Below are 18,208 nucleotides of genomic sequence, written 5' to 3' on the forward strand. Positions count from 1 at the left end.
CCTTAGTGGGCGTGGCCGTCGCCGAAAGCGTCTTTTTCAAGCTGCGCTTTCAGGGTGAAGGCACCGGCCGAGACAAAGCGCTCGCCTTGCTCCAGCCCGTCGAGGATTTCTGTGAGACCCGCGCTGGCGCGGCCCGGCTTTACTGGTCGCGGCGCAAATCCACCTTCGACGGGGACAAAAACTGACGGTTTGTCCTCGACAACCACGATCGCATCGGACGGAACATGCAGCGTGCGGCCGGATTCGCCGACCGAGATTTCGGCGGTAACGAACTGGCCCGGGCGGAGTCGGCTCTCCGGATTGTCTACGATCACGCGCGCCGTGCTGGTGCGGGTCGTTTCGCTGATAACGGGGAGTATCAGCGCAATCTTGCCGCGGGCGGCTTCCGCGCCATCCCGCGTTCGCAGGATGACTGGCTGGCCAGTTTCAATTGCGCTGGCATCATCCTTGTAGACCGCGATGTCTGCCCAGAGTTGGCTGTCATCCACAATGATGAACAGCGCCTCGCCACCTGCTTCAACGCTTGAACCAATCGAAACACTCCGGGAAATGACCGTGCCGCCGAGAGGGGCAATGAGGGCTGCGTTGGCCAGGGAGCCATCCGGTGCTTGGCCGAGCCGCTCAAGCACGCTATCGCTGATTCCGACGGCGTGGAGCTTGTTCTCCATCGCTTTCCGTTCGGCGCGGGCGCTGATCAGGGCGGCTTGGGCGGCATCCAGTTCAGCCTGCGACGTAATCTTGTCGGCAAACAGACGCTCTTCACGGGCAAACTGCGAGGCCGCAAGGCTTTCTGCGGATTTCGCTTTCAGGAAGTCCGCCTTCAGACCGGCGAGTTCGCGGCTGGACAAGACAGCAAGGCGTTCGCCGCGCTTGACCTTGTCGCCTTCGCCCTTGTCCAGTCTCGAGACCAGGCCGCTGACGGGCGCAGCAACCTGCGCCACCCGGTCGGCATCAAAACGAAGCTCTGCTGGCAAAGAGAGCGTTTCACTGAGCGGTCCGGTCTCCGCCGGTGACAGGGCGATCCCGGCTTCAGCTGCGGCAGCCTTGTCGAGCAGAACAACGTCACCGTTCGCTTCGTCGCCATGATCGTCATGATCGTCATGACCTTCTTCTTCGCCGTCGGCATGGCCTTCCTCTTCAGAATGCCCGTCTTCTTCTTCGGCGTGATCGTCATGATCCGCGTGCTCGTCGGTTGTCGCTCCGGCGACCGCTGCAGCATCTGCGCGGGCCGTGTCACCGGAACCGCCGCAGCCGGCGAGCGTCATGGCCAGCACCAGTGCCAGCCCAGTCAGTTTGGGGTCGATCATTGTGTGTCTCCGTCAAAGGGGGCCGCGCCGATCAGGCTGCGGAGCAAAAGGTCTGCCGCGCGCGCATCCCGGCGGGCGGCAATGGTGGCCTGGCGCACGTCGATCAGGGCCGCGCGCGCCTGGAGGGTGGTGGTGAGGTCGAAACGGCCGATCGCGTAACCCTGGTCAGCGGCTTCGAATGCGGCTTCTGCCTCTGGCAGCGCCTCTTTGGTGAGAATTGATAGCCTCGTGTTCGCCGCGCGGGCGGTAGCGGTGGCTGCCGCCTGTTCGGCCCTGAGCCGCGCCTCGACCGCTTCGGCAGAAACCTTTGCGGCGTCGCCGCGAAGACGGGTCGCCCGAACGGTATCGCTGCCGCGGTCAAACAGCGGCAGAGGCAAGCTCAGCCCGGCAACGAAAGCGCTATCGCCTGTCGCTTCGAACCGGCGGACCCCACCTGAAAGTGTGACGTCCGGAATAGCTTCAGCCCGGGCGCGCTTGAGTTCGGCCTCTCTGGCGTCCACCGCAGCCTTGGCGGCAGCCAGGTTCGGATGAGGCGCCGTACCCGATTGGGCGGCGGCAATGATCTGGAACTCTGAGGGAACGGCAAAACGCAGATCGGCTTCGCCCCAGAGACTTGCGAGCGCATACGCCCTCGCCTCGACTTCGCCCCGGGCCAACGCCGCTTCGGCACGTAGGCTCGCGGCGTCTGCGCGGGCGCGGGCAAGCTCAGGAGGCGCCGCAGCGCCGGCCTCCACCCTTTTGCTGACGGTTTCTGCCAGGGTTGAGCTGAGGTTTGATGCCTCATCGGCGAGCCTTGCCGCTTCGGACGCGGCGACCAGGTCGGCATACGCAAGCGCTGCCTCGCGTTCGGATTCGCGAAGGATGACAGCGCATTCAGCAGTCCCCAGCGCCGCCCGGGCGCGGGCTGCGCGTTCTTCCAGGCCCCGCTTATTGCCCAGCCGGAAGGTCTGTTCGACCCCGAATGTTGTCTCGGACTGGTCGAAGCCGGACAGGGCGCCGCCGCCGGAGAAGTTCTCGAAATCTGCGGTGAGCGTTGGATTGAGCCACCTGCCGGCCTGGTCCGCATCTGCATTGAGCGCGCGGGCTTCAAGTCCGGCGGCCCGTATATCCGGAGATGTTCGGCGGATTTCATTGAGCGCCGCCTCAAGCGTCAGGGGCACATCTGGAGAGAGCGCGCTCGGCGCGGCAACATGGTCTGGCATGCAAGGGCTTGCAGAGGCGCTGCCTGCCGCGACGAATGCGGCGAGGGCGAACGCCGGGGCGGCAAGCGCGCCCCGATAAAGGAATGTCATGGAAAGATTTGATCCTCAGGCTGATGTCTCGGCAGGCACCGGACGCGAAGGACGCATCCGGAAACGGTTGCAGAGGATCAGGCCCGAGGCGGACGCAGCAGTTCGTAGGGCGGGGCTTTCAACACAGCAGTGTCGGGCTTCAACGAAAAACGTGGGCTCGTTGTAATCAGGTCAAAGGTGACGCCTTCGTTGGCACGCCAGATGGGATGATGGCAGGCGCCGCAGGTGTGCACAGCGTGCTCGTGCCCGCCGGATGGGTCGGAATCTTCCGGCGCCGCCGTATCAGCCGTGTGATCGACATAGCAGATCGTTGACCGCTCGGCGGCGTGCGCATCTTCCGCCAAAGGTCCGGCAACGAAGGCCAGCGCAACAAGCGCGGCCATTAAAAACCGGAACCAGGAAGACGCGACTGTCAGCACCATAATGCCCAGATAGCATCGAATAGTTGTGTTTGCATGAAAAATTTGCGGCAAGCCGTTTTGCCGCACGCGCTGGGTCAGCTTGCGAGATGTAGGCCGCACGGGCGCATTTCTGCGGCTTGCAACACTATTACACACCGACAATTGTAATAAAGTATCGTAGCGCTGGTTTGGTCGACGCATGTTTGCCAATCGTCGACATCACTGCAGTGCCGCGCCTCGCGCAATTGTTATGGCTGGCTTCGACCCGGATGCTTCCGGACTGAACCGGGCAAGATCGGATGCAACTTGGCCGGTCCGGAAAATAGACGAAACGGCTTTCTGTTAAGCGTGTCGCGAGGGATCGACGGCTTTTGCGCTCCCTATTTGACACGCTCTATCGCGCTCAGCCAGCCCCCTTCAAACAGCGCTAGGGTTCTGTCCGGCCACGGTCGATATCGGCGCGAAGTTAAACAGGACCAATACGTGTGTGTCCCGTACACTGCGCCCAATCCTTTGCCGCTTTGATCAAGGCGCTTGGTTCGGCAACGACTGACCATGCTGGGCGATCAAGCGCTAGCCACGAGGCAGACAAGTCCAGGCCGGCCGCGCATCACCTTCGCGCTGTGGTCAGAACAGCTCGCATGTATCGCTCGACTTCGTTCTCAACCCAAACACTCCGGCGACCAATATGAACGGGCGCCGGGAATGGCTGGATTGGATCCTTTATCAGTTCGTAGAGCAGCGACCGGCTGATTGTCAGCCGGTCGAGGACATCGCGGAGTGAAAGGAACTTCAATCCGACCTGAGCGTCGCGCACGTCTGCACCGGGGCTGCTATCTGGTTCCGCAGCCTCCAGTTCAGCCGCCATTCGAATAAAAGCGCGTGGAGGGAACTGGGTCATTTGGGACGGTTCCAGACCATGACGCCGGTGCCTTCGGCTTCGTTCTCAAAGAAGGCCGCGCGCATCGGCTGGGCAAAGCTCGGATCGTCGAGCTTGATGGCGAGGTAGGGCGTCTCGCCGTCTTTCGAGTCCTGGCGCCAGGCCGCGCCGAGTTCTGCGCCGCCGGCGTAAAGTCGGAAGTCTGGCGTATCCTTGCTTTTCCCTTTGTCCTTGTTGGGCACAAGCTGGGCCTTGACGTTGATGGTCATGGTACGGATGGTCCCGGTCCAGGCTCCGTCCTTCAGGGTAAATGCGCCGATCTGTGCCATGGGTCAGTCTCCTTTGCTGGCATGGGTGGGCAGGGCTTTGCGGGCCCGTCTGAACCCGGCGTCTGAGGCCAGGAACATGTCGATCATGGCAGCAGCGAGCGTTTCTGCGCGCTCGGCTTCGCCATACGTCTCCTGATAGAGCGCCGCATAATCCTGCAGCGCGGCAGCGGTGTCCGGATCGAGCGCCAGAGTGAGCTTGACCGGCGTGCGGTCACGGAGTTTTGCAAGGCGAAGGTTCATGGGGCCGTCTCCGGATAGGGACGCAGGACGAGATCCTTTGTCACGAGGACGCGGACGGGCCAGCCCGGACGGATGGTGATGGAGGGCTGGACGCCGAGACTGCGATCGACCGCGCGCTGGCCGGCTTCGTTGATCGTGTCGCCCGCGCCCCGGCGGATCGCACGCTCGATGTCGCCGTCCTCGCCGGGGCCGAGCTCGGCGCCAATGCCGAGCAGGGTGGCGAGACCGGCGGCGGCAAAGACCCTGTCCCAGTGATGATCGGTCCGGTCTTTGAGACCCGCATATCCGGCGGTATCGCTGCCCGGCTCGGAGATCGTGATCGAGCTGCCATCGGGCATCAGGATCCGGTCCCAGACGACGAGCGCCCGGTCCTGGCCGAACGAGACTTCCGACTGGTAGCGCCCGATGAGACGGCTGCCCTGCGGGATCAGGAGATACTGGCCGCGAACGGTGTCATAAACATTCTGGGTGACCTGCGCGATGACCGTTCCCGGAAGATCGGAGTTGATCCCGGTGATCAGGCTCGCCGGGATCAGAGAGCCCGCCATCAGCTGGTAGGGCGAGAGCGGATCCTGCACCCGGTCGGGATTATAGGTGGGGCTGACTGCGCGGTCGCGGGCAAATGCGGTCTTCCGGGACTGGAGATTTGGATCGGGCGGGGGGCTCGCTGCGGCGGCCGGGGATGGCCGGGCCAGGGCGAGGAGCTCCGAGGAGAGATCAAAGCTGGCGTCTGTCGGCCGGGCAGGATCGGGGCCAGGCGCGGCCGCATTGCCGAGCCGGAACAGGAGCGGCGCGCGGGCCGCCTCCTCGGCCAGGGCGGCGGCTTCCAGCCGCGCGGTGCGGGCCGCGTCCTCTTCCGGCCGCGACCGGAAGTCGGTGCGGTACTCGGTCTGGAAGTCCGGTTCGATGCCATAGGCCTGCTCGGCGGCCCGGATGGTCGCGCCGAGATCGCCTGAGAAAGGCGTTCCGAGCACGGGCACGTCCCCGAGGGCGGTATAGTCGGCCGGAAGCGCCGAGAACCCGTCGGGCTTGCGCTTGCCCGCCGCGAGCAGTTCAGCCTGCGGGGCGGGCTCTGAAGGGCGGGGCGGGGCGAGCGCAAAGGTGGCGGCGGCGAAGAGGCCCAGCGCGCCGAGACCTGCGCCCGCGAGCAGGAGCTTGCGGTTGATCCGGGTGGCCGGCTTCGGGGCCGAGCGGATCTCCAGCTGGCGGGCGGTTTCCTTGAAGGGCGGGGGCTGGGTCATGGACTCAGCCTCTCCGCCAGCGGGGCCTGGGCGCCGCGCCTGCTTTTGATATCCGCACGACTGTCTGGGGCTTTGTCCCATGACGCAGCTCGGCGGCGGTGAACAGGCGGTCGACGATGTAGTAGGGTCCGCGGACCCGGTAGTTGACGAGTTCGGCCGTACCCCCGGATGACAGCACAAAGAGGGGCGGCATTTCGGAGGCAGTGATGCCCGGTGGCATCTGGATGAAGACCTGGCGTCCATCATCGAACACGCGGACCGGTTTCCAATCCGGGCTATCGCCCGTGATGCGGTAGTCGAAGGAAAGGGTCTCAAGGCTGAGGCCGCGTTCGACGGGAACGGCGTCCTGCGCTGCGATGTCAGCATTACGGGCGGTGAGGCCGGCGAGTTCGTCCTGCGGATAGCGCCAGGAGAGGGCGGCCATATAGGTGGCGGGGGTGGATTCCAGTTCGAGGTGATAGGTCCGCCGGTCGGTGGCGATCATCAGATTTGTCTGGAGGCCCGCCGCGACGGGCTTGACCAGGATATGCGCCCGGGCCGCGCGGCCAGAACCCGACGCCGTATCCCCGACAATCCAGCGGACCGTATCGCCGGCTGACACCGAGACCAGGGTTTCGCCGGGCTGGAGCGCAACATCGGTCACCTGACCCGGGCTCGCATAGAGCCGGTAGAGCGCGCCTTCCGTATAAGGATAGACCTGGACGGCATTGAGGAACCCCTCCGGGGAGGGCTCGATCACCGCGCCGGCGCGGCCTGCCTCAATGGCCCCTTCAGGGCTCAGGGCGGGCTTTTCTACGGGCTCAGGATCAAGGGGTTTGAGCTGGCCCGGCAGCGGCAGCGGGATCGGGGTTTCAACGATTTCGACGCGCTCAGGTTTCGCGTCTACTATGGGTAGGGCTTCCACGAACCCGACATGATCGACCATCGGCTCAGGCGCGGGCGGGGTCGCGCAGGCGGCGAGCGTTGCGAGTGACGCGGTAAGAAATAGGCGGGTCATGGTCTGTCTCCTGTGACAAGGTCTTCGCTCCAGCTGAGCGCGCGGATATAAAGGCCGAGGGGGTTGGCACGCAGGGTTTCGGCGTCCCGGGGGGCCTGGATTGTGATTGTGAACACGCCGGTGAACCGTTTTGCCCCCGTCAGCGCGCCGCCCTCATAGGTCTTCTCGATCCAGCGGCCCTGGAAACTGTCACCCGAGACGCGGACGATGCTGATGACCTCGACTGTGCGGGACCGCCGGCCGATGGCGGCGAACGGATCATTGTCGCGGGCGTATTCTGACAGCGTTGTGGCGGCGGCCGGTCCGGCGAAGGTGTAGGCTTTGAGCCAGTTCTCCCGGACAACGACCGGATCAATCGACAGGCTACGGACAGAACTGATGAAGCCTGCCAGATGATGGGCAATCTGGGCGTCGGACGGGGTGTAAGGTTCTGTGGCCGGGCCGATGGCCTTTGCCGCGCCGGTCTCATCGACTTCGACGATATAGGGCGTCACCGTCGATTGCAGGCTGCGCCAGATCAGGGCGCCGGAGGTGGCAAACGAGAGCGCGAGGCACCCCAGCGCCATCATCCGCCAGTTCTTCGCCTGGACGCGGGCCGATCCGATCCGCTCGTCCCAGACCTGTCCGGCCTTCTGGTAGGGCGTCTCCGGGACGGGTGAACTCCCATAATGGGCGGTCGGGCGTTTGAAGCGCATGGGTCAGTCGTCCTTGTCTTTGAGGGTGGGGGCGGCGCCGGAGGACCCGCGATCGCCGTCGCGCAGGCTGTGAAGCGCGAGCTGGCGGGCTTCGCCGAAGCGTTGGGAGGCCTGCATGCCGCGCGCCCAGCCGGGGCTTTTATCGGGCGGTGAGGCGGCGGGAGGGTCCGGGGGCGTTGCGCGCGAACCGCCCGTGGCGTCGAAGGCGTCACTTGCGCCGCGCCGGTAGGCCTCGCGCACGGCGCTGGCCGGCCGCGCGGCGGCCCGGCGGACCGTATCGCCGGCCGCCTGGGCGACGCTGCCGAGACCGGCGGCAAAACCAGCGGCGCCGCTTTTGCCGGAGGCCGTTGCACCCAGATCGAAGGCTGTGCGCGCCCCGCCCGCCATGGACGCGCCGGCCTTGACCGCGCCCGCCGCGCCGCTGGCCGCCGAGCCCATCAGGGCTTTGGCGCCAAGCCCGGCGGCGACCGTACCGGCCGCCACGCCGGCGGCCGTTCCGATGGCCGAGCCCGCGCCGAGCTGGGGCGCGCCGGTGATGAGCCCGCTCGCCATGCCGGGGCCGAACACGCCCATCCAGAGGAAGACCAGGGCGGCGAGCACCGTGCCCATGACTTCCGCGAGCGTGATGTCCTCGGTCCCGGAGAAGGCGTCGGTGATCGTCGCAAAGAGCGTCGAGCCGATGCCGATGATGATGGCGAGGACCATCAGCTTCAGCCCCGAGGTGATGACATTGCCCAGCACGCGTTCGGCCAGGAAGGCGGTCTTGTTCCAGAGCGCGAAGGGCACGAGCACGAACCCGGCCAGCGTCACCAGCTTGAATTCCAGGATGGCGACGAAGAGCTGGATGGCGAGGACGAAGAAGGCGATCAGGATCACCGCCCAGGCGAGCAGCAGTACCGAGATCAGCACGAAGTTTTCAAAGAAAGCGATGGGGCCCATCAGCTGGCCGGCTTCTTCCAGCAGCGGCAGGGCGGCGTTGAACCCCACCCCGGCGATGAAGCCCGGCCGCATCAGGTCTTCCGCTGTTATCAGGCTGGAGCCCGCCGTCAGGCCGAGCCCGGCGAAGCTCTCGAAGATGATCTGGGAGAGGACCGCGAAGTTCCCCAGCAGGAAGGCGAAGAAGCCGACATAGAGGACCTTCTTTATCAGCCCGGCGATGACGTCAGCGTTTTCCGAGAGCGCCCAGAACAGCCCGGCCAGGGTAATGTCGAGCACGATCAGCGTCGAGGTAAGATAGGCGACATCCCCGGCGAGCAGCCCGAACCCGCTGTCGATATAGGCGATGAAAGTCGCCAGGAACCGGTCGATGACATCCATCTCTTCCATGGCGTCAGTCTCCCGCGCCGAGGAACGCCGATAGCCGCGCGCGGCCCCGTTCGGCTTCGGCGAGCTTGCGGGCTTCTTCCAGCGCCTGGGCGCGGTGCTGGGCGGCCAGCATGGCTTCCAGCTGCATCAGCTGCTGGTGGGTCATCGCCGCGAGTTCATTGCCCGCCTGGGCGGCCTGGAGCGCGCCGGCCGCGTCCTGGCTCTGGGTCACGAGGCTGCGGATGGCGGCGGCATCGGTTTCATTGTCCTCCAGGGCCGCGGCCGAGACGGTCAGGGCCTCGCGGAATGCGTCGCGCGACTGGCGCCAGCGGGCGCGGGCGTCTGCCACCAGTACGGCCTGGGAGGGCGGGGCGCCATAGCGTTCGGGATAGGCGGTCTCGTAGTCGCGTTCGATCGCATCCACCGAATAGCCGATGCCGCGAGCCTCGCGCAGCAGTTCCTCTATCCGGATTATCCGTTGACCGATGATGCTCTCGGCGACGGAGACGGGGAGGGTTTCGAGATTGCGGGCCATGTTCTCGAGCATCTCGATTTCATGGGCGAGCTGGCGGACCTGGCCTTCCAGTTCCTGCAGCGCCCGGACGGCCTGCAGGACATTCTGGGCATGGTTGGCCGGGTCATAGACGGTGACCTGTGCCGCCGCCGGCGGGGCGAGAATGCCGGAAAGTGGCAGGGCGATCAGCGGCGCGGCCGTGAAGAGGAGGGCGGCGAGTGGGCGTTTCATGGGGTTTCTCATTCGGCGGCGGACAGGGGATGCGGCAGGGCAGGGGTGGATGGCGGCGAACCAGGCGAGCCCCTATGGCCGGGCCAGTGGGCGAGGAGGTCTGCCGCCCAGGGCAGGCCTTTTTCGTGCAGCCAGGTCTGCGCAAACCCATCCCCTTCGGTCTCGGCCATCACGCGGTCGAGCAGGGCCTGGTCTTCGGGGGTGCCGGCGGCGGCAAAGGCGAGCGCGACCGGGCCGAGATCGAGGTCGAACAGGCGGCAGCCTTTGGGCGACTGGACATAATAGTCGCGCTTGGGTGTCGCGGCCGCGATGATCTGGGTCTGGCGCGTATTGAGCCCGAAACGGTGATAGGTCTCGCGAGTCTCAGGCTCCAGGGCGCGTTCATTGGCGAGGAAGATCCGGGTCAGGCAGCTTTCAAGGATCGCCGGGGCAATCGCGCTGGCGCGGATGTCAGCCAGCGACTGGGTGGCAAACACCACCGCGACGTTCTTTTTACGGAGGGTTTTGAGCCAGTCGCGCAAGCGGCTCGCAAAGACCGGCGCATCGAGGAAGAGCCAGGCCTCGTCCAGCATCAGCAGTGTCGGGCGCCCGTCAAAGCGCGCTTCGAGCCGGTGGAAGAGGTAGGTCAGCACTGCGGAAGCGGCCGCGCCCTGCTGCATCAGGTCTTCCATTTCGAAACAGGTAACGGAGGCGAGGGCGAGGTCTTCATCGTCCCCGTCGAGCAGGTGGCCATGCGGACCTGCCAGCGTGAACGGATGCAGCGCGGTTTTGAGGGGCTCATCCTGGAGCAGGAGGACGAGGCCCGTGAGCGTGCGTTCAGGTGGCGGCGCTGAGGCGAGGGAGGTGAGCCCCTCCCAGAGCCGCGCCTTGAGCGCCGGCGTCAGATGGACGCCTTCTCCTTCCATCAGGGCGGCGAGCCAATCGGCCGCAAAGCCCGCTTCTGCCGGCTGGTCGATGTCCTTGAGCGGCTGGAGCCGGGGGCGCCGGGCGCCGCCGAGGTCGAGATGGGCCCCGCCCATGCCGAGCACGGCGGCGCGGGCCGAGCGGCCTTTGTCGAAGACGAAGACCTGCGCGCGGGCGTAGCGCTGCCATTGCAGCGCGAGCATCGAGAGCAGGACCGATTTGCCCGCCCCCGTCGGGCCGAGGATCAGCGTATGGCCGACATCCCCGGCATGCAGGTTCAGCCGGAAGGGCGTCGTCCCGTCTGTGCGCGCTTCGATCAGGGCTGGCGCGCCTAGGTGCCTGTTCTGCCGGTCGCCCGCCCAGACCGCGGAGAGCGGCACCATATGCGCGAGATTCAGCGTATTGAGGATCGGCTGGCGGACATTGGCGTAGACATGACCGGGCAGGCTGCCGAGCCAGGCCTCGACCGCGTTCAGGCTTTCGGCGATTACCGTGAAGCCCTTGCCATTGATGATCCGCTCGGCCTGGCGGGCACGGTCATCGGCCGTTTGCGGATCCTCGCCGGTAACGGTGAGCGTGGTCGTCACATAGCCATAGGCCACAAGATCTGACCCAAGCTCCTGCAGGGCGGCATCCGCGTCGCGCGCCTTGTTCTCCGCGTCGGTGTCCAGCAGCGCGGAAGGCTCATTGAACATTGTCTCGCGCAGGACCGCGGCCACCGATTTGCGCTTGGAAAACCAGTGCCGGCGCTTGCGGCCAAGGACTTTCTCGGCTTCGGCCTTGTCCATCGCGATGAACCGCGTCGACCAGCGATAGGCAAAGCCCTGGCGGTTGAGCTCATCCAGCAGGCCCGGCACCGTTGAGCCGGGAAAGCCAAGGATTGTCAGGACGCGCAGATGCGCGTCCCCGATCCGAGGTTCCAGTCCGCCGGTGAACGGTTCGTCGGCGAGGATTGCATCGAGGAAGACGGGGATCTCGGGCGCGACGACCTTATGGCGCCGGCTGGAAATGCAGGCATGCAGATAGGTCAGGGTCTCCTCGTCCGAGAGCGGCGCGATCTCGGAAAGGGCGGATGAGAGGAGGTCGAAAGTGCGCTCGGCCTGCTGCCGGAAGACCAGCAGCCGGTCGCGCCATCCGGCGCCGCTTGGGCGTTCCGGCCGCTCGATCAGCGCGGTCTCTGCGCGGGCATTGGTATCGGGCGGCGGCAGCCAGAGCAGGGTGAGATAATAGGCGCTCTCAAACCGGGCGCCGCCTTCTTCAGCCGTGACGCCGCGCTCCTCATCGACGAGCCAGGAAACAGGATCCGGAAAATCCGAGGACGGATAGTCACCGGCTTCCTCGCGCGAGGCCTCGAAGAAGAGCGCCCAGCCCGATCCGAACCGGCGGAGCGCGTTGTTGACCCGCGCCATCACCGCGATCAGTTCCGGCTCGGTCGAGCTCTCAAGATCAGGCCCGCGATAGCGGAACGTGGTCTGGAACGCGCCGTCCTTGTTGAGCACGACACCGGGCGCCACCAGCGCCGCCCAGGGCAGGTAGTCGGCGAGAAGCCGCGGACGGGCGGCGTATTCTGAGAGGTTCAGCATGAGAGGTGTTCCTTGTGCCGGAGCGCGCGGAGGAGCGTCGCCATGAAGTCAGGGTCCCGGCGGGCCAGGAAAACCGCTGCTGAATGTCCTAGCAGCCAGATCAGGAGTCCGGGGATCCAGAGCTGCAGGCCGAGGCCGACGGCTGCGGCCAGCGTGCCGATGGTGATCGCGAGGTTGCGCGGCGCGCCGGCCATCAGGACCGGCTCGGTCAGGGACCGGTGCAGCGGGATTTCAAAACCCTCGATCACTGGACCAGCGCTCCGCCGCCGAACGCAAAGAAGGTCAGGAAGAAGCTGGTGGCGGCAAAGGCGATGGAGAGCCCGAACACGATCTGGATCAGCTTGCGAAAGCCGCCGGATGTCTCTCCGAACGCCAGGGTCAGACCCGTCAGGGTAATGATGATCACCGCAACGATCCGCGCAACCGGCCCTTCGATCGAGGAGAGGATCTGATCGAGCGGGCCTTCCCAGGGCATGCCGGTGCCGGCCGCATGGGCGGGCAGGGCGAGGCTCGTGGCGAGCGTGAAGAGGAGGGCGGCTTCGCCGGTGCGGCGCAGGCCGTCCAGGGTTCTAAGGCGCGTCATGTCGTTTCTCCATGTCTGACAAGGGTGGGCTTGGGAGCAGAAAGGGGCTCGGTGACGTAATGACGGCCGTCGAAGCCGGTGACGCGGAGGGCCTCCTCCACCCGGCGCGTGCCGCCCGTGCGGCTCATGAACACGACGGCATCGATGGCCTCGCCAATCAGCTCGCGCGGCGGTTCCCGGGTCGCTTCGGCGGTGAGCTGTTCCAGCCGGCGCAGGGCGCCGGAGGCAGAATTGGCATGCAGCGTGGTGATCCCGCCCGGATGACCGGTGTTCCAGGCTTTAAGCAGGTCGAGCGCTTCGGCGCCGCGCACCTCGCCGACGAGGATCCGGTCCGGGCGCAGGCGCAGCGTGGAGCGGACAAGGTCGCGCAGGGTGATAGAGACGCCTTGCGTGCGCAGGGCGACAAGATTGGCCGCCGGGCAGGTCAGTTCGCGGGTATCTTCCAGCAGGACGATCCGCTCACCGTAGAACCCGCCTTCGCCAAGCAGCGCATTGGCGAGGCTTGTCTTGCCCGAGGATGTGCCCCCAGCGATCACGATATTGGCGCGCTCGGCGACTAGCGCTTTGAGGTGGCCCGCAAGCGCCGGCGACAGCGCGCCCTGGCGCACATAGTCCGACAGCGTGAACGGGGTACGCGCCAGCTTCCGGATGGAGTAGCAGGGCGCCGCAGACACCGGCGGCAGGATACCTTCGAACCGCTCGCCCGTGCCCGGGAGCTCGGCCGACACGATCGCGGACTTCTGGGACGCCGGGCCGCCGAGGCCCGAGGCGATGAGCCGGATGACACGTTCCCGGTCGCCTTCGGTCAGGACATGGCCCGTCGGGATCACCCCGCGTCCGGCTTCCTCGATCCAGACACTCCCGTCGGGATTGGCCATGACTTCGAGCGTCGCATCGTTTTGAAGTGCGGCGCGGACAACCGGGCAGAAGGCGGTCAGCAGCATGGCCTGGCGGCGCTGGGCGCTTGTGTCTGCAGGATGGTCCGTCATCGGTCAAATACCTGTCTTGAACTTTCCCACAGTGTTCCGGAGGCGGAGGCTTTTGACGAGTTGGAGCGTAGGCCATTATGTGCAGGCGAGCGCGACGGCGCGCAGCGTCTTGCAAAATGCCGCTTTCGATGAAGGCGGAGAAAGGCGCCACAGGCGCCAGGACATGGGACGGGGTGAGCCCGTCTGCTTTAAAAAGAAATCAGGGTTAATGAAAAACCCGCTAAAGTGGAATCATTCTTGCATCCTTCGTTGCAAACGGAGGATGTGCTGATGAAGACATTCACGCTCGCGCCGAGTACGGCCCTTGCGCGCTATGATTACCTCTCCCGGCTTTCGATGGATCGCTGGGCATGGGAATATCTCAGGCGTAACCAAAGGTTCCGGCGGGACTACGCTCTGTGTGCAGAGCTCGGTCCTTCCGAGTCGATAGCGCCCTGCGCGCCGATCCGCATGCTGAAATCCCGGGCCGAACAGAGACTGGCCGGCCGCTGGGGGCTCGTCTTCATGCCCGATCCGGAGCTGGGCGGGTTTGAGGCGGACGCCGTCTGGAGCGACGCCGCCTTCCCGGGCCAGGTGGAGATCCATTGCAGCCCCCGCGGTCCGGGCGAAACCTGCGATCTCTGGGACCGCACGCTTCCCATCGCGAAGATCACCCATATCAGCGACTACCTCGGCCGGGAGTATCTTCTGGTGCGTGGCAAGGGCTGCGTCGTGCAGGTCAAATGTACCGGCCTGCCGCTGATCGGGCTGGAGCCCGTCCGGATGAAGTTCACCGTGTCCGACATCGAGACCTATGAGCGGATGGCGCGGGGGCAGAAAGCGGTGCTCGATCTTTACGGCGACGGACCGGACCTGTCCGTGCCGCTCTGGACCAAGACGACCCAGATCCTGCGCAATGGCCTGATCGCGCTCGATGGCCTGGCAAAGGACATGACGCGGCGCGAGATTGCCATCCTGCTGTATGGCGAGGCGCGGGTCGCGGAAGGATGGAGCCAGGACGGAGGAGGGCTGCGGGACGCGGTAAAATATCTCGTGCGTAAGGCAGAAGGCCTGCGCGACGGGGGCTACCTCATGGAACTGCTCGGGACGGAGGCCGGTCCCGGGCAGAGGGTCGCCTGATCCGCGGGGACGATGTTTCGCGGTCCGCCCGCGCATCGCGCGGGGCGCTCCGGCCGGACGGCCTGCCCGGCGGGGCTCACTGAGGATCCGGTGGGCCGGTGTTCGGCATGGGGCTGGGCCCCGCCGGCGGACCGCGCGCCCGCCCTTCCCACTGCCAGCAGCTAACAGAGGGAGAAGAGCGTCTTTTTCGAGGACTGTCAGAGGGGTGACGCGCGCCCGATCAGGGCCAGACGGAAGCCGGGATCAGGCGGCGGTATGGGACAGGACGAGCCGTCTCAGAATGCCCGCGGCGGCGTTCGGTCTGAAGCGCTGGACCCTTTAATTGCCATGTGGCCTTATTAAACGTATGTGGTTTATCTTTTAATAAGGGTCCGGTGTTATTAAAGGAAGCAGGATGACAGGTTCAGGCGAGTCCAGCCGTATCGGCAGATGGGTGACGAGTACCGTCACAGGAGAGGCCGTGCGCGCATATCTGCCGCCGGACCTTCCGCCCGTGCCGCCGCTCGACCTGGCAGGCGTGTCGGCGCTCGCCAGTGAGGCAATGCTCGCGCTCGGCCGACTGGACGGTGTCCGCAATGTAGCGCCCGATACCTCGCTCTTTCTCTACATGTATGTCCGGAAGGAAGCGCTCCTCTCCTCGCAGATAGAAGGCACGCAGTCTTCGCTGTCCGATCTCCTCCTCTATGAAGATGAGGCCGCGCCGGGCGCGCCGCTCGATGATGTCGAGGAAGTTTCAACCTATGTCGCCGCGCTCACGCACGGGCTGGAGCGTATCCGTGGCGGGTTCCCGCTGTCGCTCCGCCTGCTGAGGGAAATGCACGCCATCCTCCTGTCATCGGGACGGGGCAGCACCAAACAGCCCGGCGAATTCCGGCGTTCGCAGAACTGGATCGGGGGGACCCGGCCGGGCAATGCGCTGTTCGTGCCGCCCCCGCCTGACCATGTCCTCGACCTGATGAGCCGGCTCGAAGCCTTCCTGCATGAGACCGGGTCCGGCCTGCCGCCGCTGATCAAGGCCGGCCTCGCCCATGTACAGTTTGAAACCATCCATCCCTTCCTCGATGGCAACGGACGTCTCGGGCGGCTCCTGATCACGCTGTACCTTTGCGAGCAGGAAATCCTCGACGAGCCGCTGCTTTATCTCAGCCTTTATCTCAAGACGCACCGCGCGACCTATTACGCCCTCCTTCAGGAAGTCCGTGAGCAGGGCCGCTGGGAAAGCTGGCTGGAGTTTTTCCTGACAGGCGTCCGCGATGTTGCGCGTCAGGCGCATGAGGCGGCCCGGGCAATCTCGGGGATCTTTGCCGAGGATGCGGCGCGCATCGCCGGGCTCGGGCGCAGCGCGCCGGCCGCCCAGGCGTTGCACGGCGTTCTCCAGACGCGCCCGCTTCTGACCATCGGAACGGCCGCCGAACTCTCGGGCGTTACCTTTCCGACGGCGACCGCCGCGCTTGAGCGTCTTCAGGCGCTCGGCATCGTAGAAGAAATCACCGGCAGGGCGCGCGGGCGTGTCTTTGTGTACCGGAAGTATCTCGACCTGATGGACGCCGGTACAGAGCCTCTCTGACAGGGCCTGACTGCATGGGAGGGTGTCCGGCAAGGTCGCCGGGACGCCAGCGTCAGGCCCCGCGCCATACCCTGTGGTCTCTCCTGGCTGGTCTCCGCCTCAATCAGGCTTCCTCCTCAGTCGGAGGTGGGCGGACGGCGCGTCTGCCGGAGCGCGGTCCCCGCGCAAGGGGGCGGGGCAGGCGCATCAATGAGTCTCTGAAAGCATCCTACCTACAGCCTCCCCTTGCGCGGGGCCCTCATGCGCTCCGGCGATGCGCCTTCCTGCCGCCCACCCCCGCCTGACGCGGGAAGGATGCGGGCGGGAAGGAGACCGGAGATGACTGACCAACCCACACCTGTTGCACCCCTTGGAACAACTGACGCGCCCACTGTGGAGGCGGGACCCCGTATCTACGTGGCGTGCCTTGCCGCCTATAATAGCGGCATCCTGCACGGACGCTGGATCAGGGCCACCACGCCCGATGAGATCAAGGCCGAAGTCAGCGCCATGCTGGCAGAAAGCCCTGTTCCGCAGGCTGAGGAATGGGCCATTCATGACTATGAAGGGTTCGAAGGCATTTCGCTGTCGGAATGCGCCTCTTTCGAGACGGTGTGCGATCTTGCAGCGTTCCTGAGCGAACATGGCAGCCTCGGCGCCAAGGTTCACCAGCATTTCGGCGGGCGGCTGGAAGAAGCCCGCGCCGCCTTCGAGGATTATGCCGGGCAGTATAAGACCGCCGCAGATTTCGCCGAGGAGATGATCCGGGAGACGGGCACGGAGATTCCCGCCTCGCTGCAATACTATATCGATTGGCAGGCGCTTGCCCGCGACATGGCGCTGAATGGCGAAATCCTCGTCTTCCAGACGGGCTTCGATGAAGTCCATATCTTCTGGTCGCGGTGAGGGGAGCGGCGCCATGTTCACCGAACGCTTTTCATCTTTTGTCTGCCCCGGCGATGTCATCACCTGCGAGATCGAAGGGTTCACCGTCTCGGCCCGGATCATTCCGGATGATTGCCCCGACCCGCCTGACCAGCGCCAGGACGGGTTCTGGCCCTCGCTCTACAAGGACGCGCCGGGGTTCATCGGTCCCGGGAACAATTTCCGCGCCCGCTTCGCCAAGGCGCAGGCGCAGGCCGAAGCCATCATGGCTAGCTGGCGAAAAGGCGAGTGGTTCTATTGCGGCATTGTTCTCTCCATCTCGCTGGACGGGGTGGAGCTTGCGCCCCTTGCGGCGAGCCTCTGGGGTATTGAGGCCAACTATCCGGAGACGGATAACAACAATTTGACGGAAGTAGCCGGAAACCTCCTCCCGGATGCGGTTACTGCCGCCCGGGAGGTGCTGGCTCGCCTTGCCCGGCTCTCGCCCTCTGTCCTTGCAGACCCCGGAAAGGAGCCACCCGATGGACGCGTTTGAGCACGTGCTGGGGCCTAGGCCCCAGCTGACCCTCGATATCGAGCGGGGTTTCGTCATCGCGATCTGGGTGCACGGGCGCTGCCCGGACGTCACGATCCGGGACTTCGATCTCGGCGCCAGCGCGTCCGATGCGTCCCTCGATACCTTCGGTGTGCCCTTTGTGCCGATCCACTGGTCCCTACCGCCGTGGCGGCTGGGCCTCGCCCTTGCCCCCCAATCCCTGTTCCCTTTCTGAAGGAGATTTTCCCATGTCCCAACCTGACCTGATCCACCTGCCGCTGAGCGCGCTCAGCATTTCGAAACTCAACATGCGCCATGGCCGCAAGGCGCCGGATGTTTCCGACATCCTGCCCTCCATCCGCGAGAAGGGCGTCCGCCAGACACTGCTCGTGCGCCGTGAAGGCGAGCGTTACGGCGTCATCGCCGGGCGCCGCCGTTTCTTTGCCCTCCAGCAGGTGGCGAAGGAAACCGGCGCTGATCCGCTGGTGCCCTGCGCGGTGATGACCGAAGACGACGCGGCCTCTGCGATTGAGGCCTCGATCATCGAGAACGTCGCGCGCCTGCCCGCCAGCGAGATGGAGCAGTACACTGCCTTCCGGAAGCTCCATGATGAGAGCCGGACAGTGGAGGAGA

At 65.5% G+C, this 18,208-nt stretch carries 21 protein-coding genes; 6 read left to right on the forward strand and 15 right to left on the reverse strand.

The genetic code is table 11. The features are described 5' to 3' along the window. Positions 1–2: 2 nt before the first annotated feature. The 15 genes from BBF93_RS07880 to trbB form a co-directional block, all read right to left on the reverse strand. On the reverse strand, positions 3–1,307 hold the full coding sequence (locus tag BBF93_RS07880; protein WP_114105551.1) for an efflux RND transporter periplasmic adaptor subunit: 1,305 nt from the start codon (positions 1,305–1,307) through the stop codon (positions 3–5). Beyond that, the gene (locus tag BBF93_RS07885; RefSeq protein ID WP_011646722.1) at positions 1,304–2,599 is read right to left on the reverse strand and encodes a TolC family protein; all 1,296 of its coding nucleotides are present in this window, start codon (positions 2,597–2,599) and stop codon (positions 1,304–1,306) included. The genes BBF93_RS07880 and BBF93_RS07885 overlap by 4 nt, the downstream gene beginning before the upstream one ends. Before the next feature lie 77 nt (positions 2,600–2,676). Continuing rightward, a complete protein-coding gene (locus BBF93_RS19500) occupies positions 2,677–3,210 on the reverse strand; it encodes a hypothetical protein (protein ID WP_162786475.1) in 534 nt (177 codons plus the stop codon). Positions 3,211–3,610: 400 nt separating this feature from the next. Continuing rightward, on the reverse strand, positions 3,611–3,901 hold the full coding sequence (locus tag BBF93_RS07895; protein ID WP_114105552.1) for an AlpA family transcriptional regulator: 291 nt from the start codon (positions 3,899–3,901) through the stop codon (positions 3,611–3,613). After that, positions 3,898–4,209 (reverse strand): DUF736 domain-containing protein, encoded by a 312-nt coding sequence (locus BBF93_RS07900; protein WP_114105553.1) that lies wholly within the window; start codon positions 4,207–4,209, stop codon positions 3,898–3,900. The genes BBF93_RS07895 and BBF93_RS07900 overlap by 4 nt, the downstream gene beginning before the upstream one ends. A gap of 3 nt (positions 4,210–4,212) precedes the next feature. Next, on the reverse strand, positions 4,213–4,449 hold the full coding sequence (locus BBF93_RS07905; protein WP_114105554.1) for a DUF2274 domain-containing protein: 237 nt from the start codon (positions 4,447–4,449) through the stop codon (positions 4,213–4,215). After that, positions 4,446–5,690 carry a TrbI/VirB10 family protein gene (locus BBF93_RS07910; protein WP_114105555.1) on the reverse strand — a complete coding sequence of 415 codons (1,245 nt, stop codon included), beginning with the start codon at positions 5,688–5,690 and terminating at the stop codon, positions 4,446–4,448. Before BBF93_RS07910 ends, BBF93_RS07905 begins: the two co-directional genes overlap by 4 nt. Positions 5,691–5,694: 4 nt before the next feature. After that, positions 5,695–6,687 carry a P-type conjugative transfer protein TrbG gene (gene trbG / locus BBF93_RS07915; protein WP_114105556.1) on the reverse strand — a complete coding sequence of 331 codons (993 nt, stop codon included), beginning with the start codon at positions 6,685–6,687 and terminating at the stop codon, positions 5,695–5,697. Beyond that, a complete protein-coding gene (trbF, locus tag BBF93_RS07920; protein WP_114105557.1) occupies positions 6,684–7,382 on the reverse strand; it encodes a conjugal transfer protein TrbF in 699 nt (232 codons plus the stop codon). Before trbF ends, trbG begins: the two co-directional genes overlap by 4 nt. Positions 7,383–7,385: 3 nt before the next feature. Further along, complete coding sequence (gene trbL, locus BBF93_RS07925; RefSeq protein WP_199288440.1) at positions 7,386–8,708, reverse strand: P-type conjugative transfer protein TrbL; 1,323 nt, start codon at positions 8,706–8,708, stop codon at positions 7,386–7,388. A 4-nt stretch (positions 8,709–8,712) separates the two neighbouring features. After that, on the reverse strand, positions 8,713–9,432 hold the full coding sequence (gene trbJ / locus BBF93_RS07930; RefSeq protein WP_114105558.1) for a P-type conjugative transfer protein TrbJ: 720 nt from the start codon (positions 9,430–9,432) through the stop codon (positions 8,713–8,715). An 8-nt stretch (positions 9,433–9,440) separates the two neighbouring features. Further along, the gene (trbE, locus tag BBF93_RS07935) at positions 9,441–11,918 is read right to left on the reverse strand and encodes a conjugal transfer protein TrbE (protein WP_114105559.1); all 2,478 of its coding nucleotides are present in this window, start codon (positions 11,916–11,918) and stop codon (positions 9,441–9,443) included. Further along, the gene (locus tag BBF93_RS07940) at positions 11,912–12,166 is read right to left on the reverse strand and encodes a VirB3 family type IV secretion system protein (protein WP_114105560.1); all 255 of its coding nucleotides are present in this window, start codon (positions 12,164–12,166) and stop codon (positions 11,912–11,914) included. The genes trbE and BBF93_RS07940 overlap by 7 nt, the downstream gene beginning before the upstream one ends. After that, the gene (locus BBF93_RS07945) at positions 12,163–12,501 is read right to left on the reverse strand and encodes a TrbC/VirB2 family protein (protein ID WP_233349320.1); all 339 of its coding nucleotides are present in this window, start codon (positions 12,499–12,501) and stop codon (positions 12,163–12,165) included. The genes BBF93_RS07940 and BBF93_RS07945 overlap by 4 nt, the downstream gene beginning before the upstream one ends. Next, complete coding sequence (gene trbB / locus BBF93_RS07950) at positions 12,498–13,490, reverse strand: P-type conjugative transfer ATPase TrbB (RefSeq protein WP_114105561.1); 993 nt, start codon at positions 13,488–13,490, stop codon at positions 12,498–12,500. The genes BBF93_RS07945 and trbB overlap by 4 nt, the downstream gene beginning before the upstream one ends. A 270-nt stretch (positions 13,491–13,760) precedes the next feature. Here trbB and BBF93_RS07955 point away from each other — a divergent pair, with 270 nt between their 5' ends. From BBF93_RS07955 to BBF93_RS07980, 6 genes are all read left to right on the forward strand, one after another. Continuing rightward, positions 13,761–14,609: a DNA -binding domain-containing protein gene (locus BBF93_RS07955; protein ID WP_114105562.1), complete on the forward strand. Its 849-nt coding sequence runs from the start codon at positions 13,761–13,763 to the stop codon at positions 14,607–14,609. A gap of 394 nt (positions 14,610–15,003) precedes the next feature. Further along, positions 15,004–16,176, forward strand: a complete 1,173-nt coding sequence (locus tag BBF93_RS07960) for a Fic family protein (protein WP_114105563.1) — start codon at positions 15,004–15,006, stop codon at positions 16,174–16,176. Between the two features lie 318 nt (positions 16,177–16,494). Further along, the gene (locus BBF93_RS07965) at positions 16,495–17,061 is read left to right on the forward strand and encodes an antirestriction protein ArdA (protein ID WP_114105564.1); all 567 of its coding nucleotides are present in this window, start codon (positions 16,495–16,497) and stop codon (positions 17,059–17,061) included. Positions 17,062–17,074: 13 nt separating this feature from the next. After that, the gene (locus tag BBF93_RS07970) at positions 17,075–17,575 is read left to right on the forward strand and encodes a hypothetical protein (protein ID WP_114105565.1); all 501 of its coding nucleotides are present in this window, start codon (positions 17,075–17,077) and stop codon (positions 17,573–17,575) included. Positions 17,576–17,579: 4 nt separating this feature from the next. Beyond that, positions 17,580–17,810, forward strand: a complete 231-nt coding sequence (locus BBF93_RS07975) for a hypothetical protein (protein WP_162786476.1) — start codon at positions 17,580–17,582, stop codon at positions 17,808–17,810. A gap of 13 nt (positions 17,811–17,823) precedes the next feature. Next, positions 17,824–18,208, forward strand: a 385-nt coding sequence (locus tag BBF93_RS07980) for a ParB/Srx family N-terminal domain-containing protein (RefSeq protein ID WP_162786477.1), incomplete at its 3' end; no start/stop codon positions are given.

This window comes from Hyphomonas sp. CACIAM 19H1 (assembly GCF_003325995.1).
GTDB lineage: Bacteria > Pseudomonadota > Alphaproteobacteria > Caulobacterales > Hyphomonadaceae > Hyphomonas > Hyphomonas polymorpha.

Bases quoted from the DNA above. Each gene is read 5' to 3' on its own strand.
- trbB (WP_114105561.1), bottom strand. From the start codon at position 13,490: ATGACGGACCATCCTGCAGACACAAGCGCCCAGCGCCGCCAGGCCATG.
- BBF93_RS07895 (WP_114105552.1), bottom strand. From the start codon at position 3,901: ATGACCCAGTTCCCTCCACGCGCTTTTATTCGAATGGCGGCTGAACTG.
- trbG (WP_114105556.1), bottom strand. From the start codon at position 6,687: ATGACCCGCCTATTTCTTACCGCGTCACTCGCAACGCTCGCCGCCTGC.
- trbJ (WP_114105558.1), bottom strand. From the start codon at position 9,432: ATGAAACGCCCACTCGCCGCCCTCCTCTTCACGGCCGCGCCGCTGATC.
- BBF93_RS07885 (WP_011646722.1), bottom strand. From the start codon at position 2,599: ATGACATTCCTTTATCGGGGCGCGCTTGCCGCCCCGGCGTTCGCCCTC.
- trbE (WP_114105559.1), bottom strand. From the start codon at position 11,918: ATGCTGAACCTCTCAGAATACGCCGCCCGTCCGCGGCTTCTCGCCGAC.
- BBF93_RS07955 (WP_114105562.1), top strand. From the start codon at position 13,761: ATGAAGACATTCACGCTCGCGCCGAGTACGGCCCTTGCGCGCTATGAT.
- BBF93_RS07910 (WP_114105555.1), bottom strand. From the start codon at position 5,690: ATGACCCAGCCCCCGCCCTTCAAGGAAACCGCCCGCCAGCTGGAGATC.
- BBF93_RS07945 (WP_233349320.1), bottom strand. From the start codon at position 12,501: ATGACGCGCCTTAGAACCCTGGACGGCCTGCGCCGCACCGGCGAAGCC.
- BBF93_RS07900 (WP_114105553.1), bottom strand. From the start codon at position 4,209: ATGGCACAGATCGGCGCATTTACCCTGAAGGACGGAGCCTGGACCGGG.
- BBF93_RS07970 (WP_114105565.1), top strand. From the start codon at position 17,075: ATGTTCACCGAACGCTTTTCATCTTTTGTCTGCCCCGGCGATGTCATC.
- BBF93_RS07960 (WP_114105563.1), top strand. From the start codon at position 15,004: ATGACAGGTTCAGGCGAGTCCAGCCGTATCGGCAGATGGGTGACGAGT.
- BBF93_RS07905 (WP_114105554.1), bottom strand. From the start codon at position 4,449: ATGAACCTTCGCCTTGCAAAACTCCGTGACCGCACGCCGGTCAAGCTC.
- BBF93_RS07880 (WP_114105551.1), bottom strand. From the start codon at position 1,307: ATGATCGACCCCAAACTGACTGGGCTGGCACTGGTGCTGGCCATGACG.
- BBF93_RS07965 (WP_114105564.1), top strand. From the start codon at position 16,495: ATGACTGACCAACCCACACCTGTTGCACCCCTTGGAACAACTGACGCG.
- trbL (WP_199288440.1), bottom strand. From the start codon at position 8,708: ATGGAAGAGATGGATGTCATCGACCGGTTCCTGGCGACTTTCATCGCC.
- trbF (WP_114105557.1), bottom strand. From the start codon at position 7,382: ATGCGCTTCAAACGCCCGACCGCCCATTATGGGAGTTCACCCGTCCCG.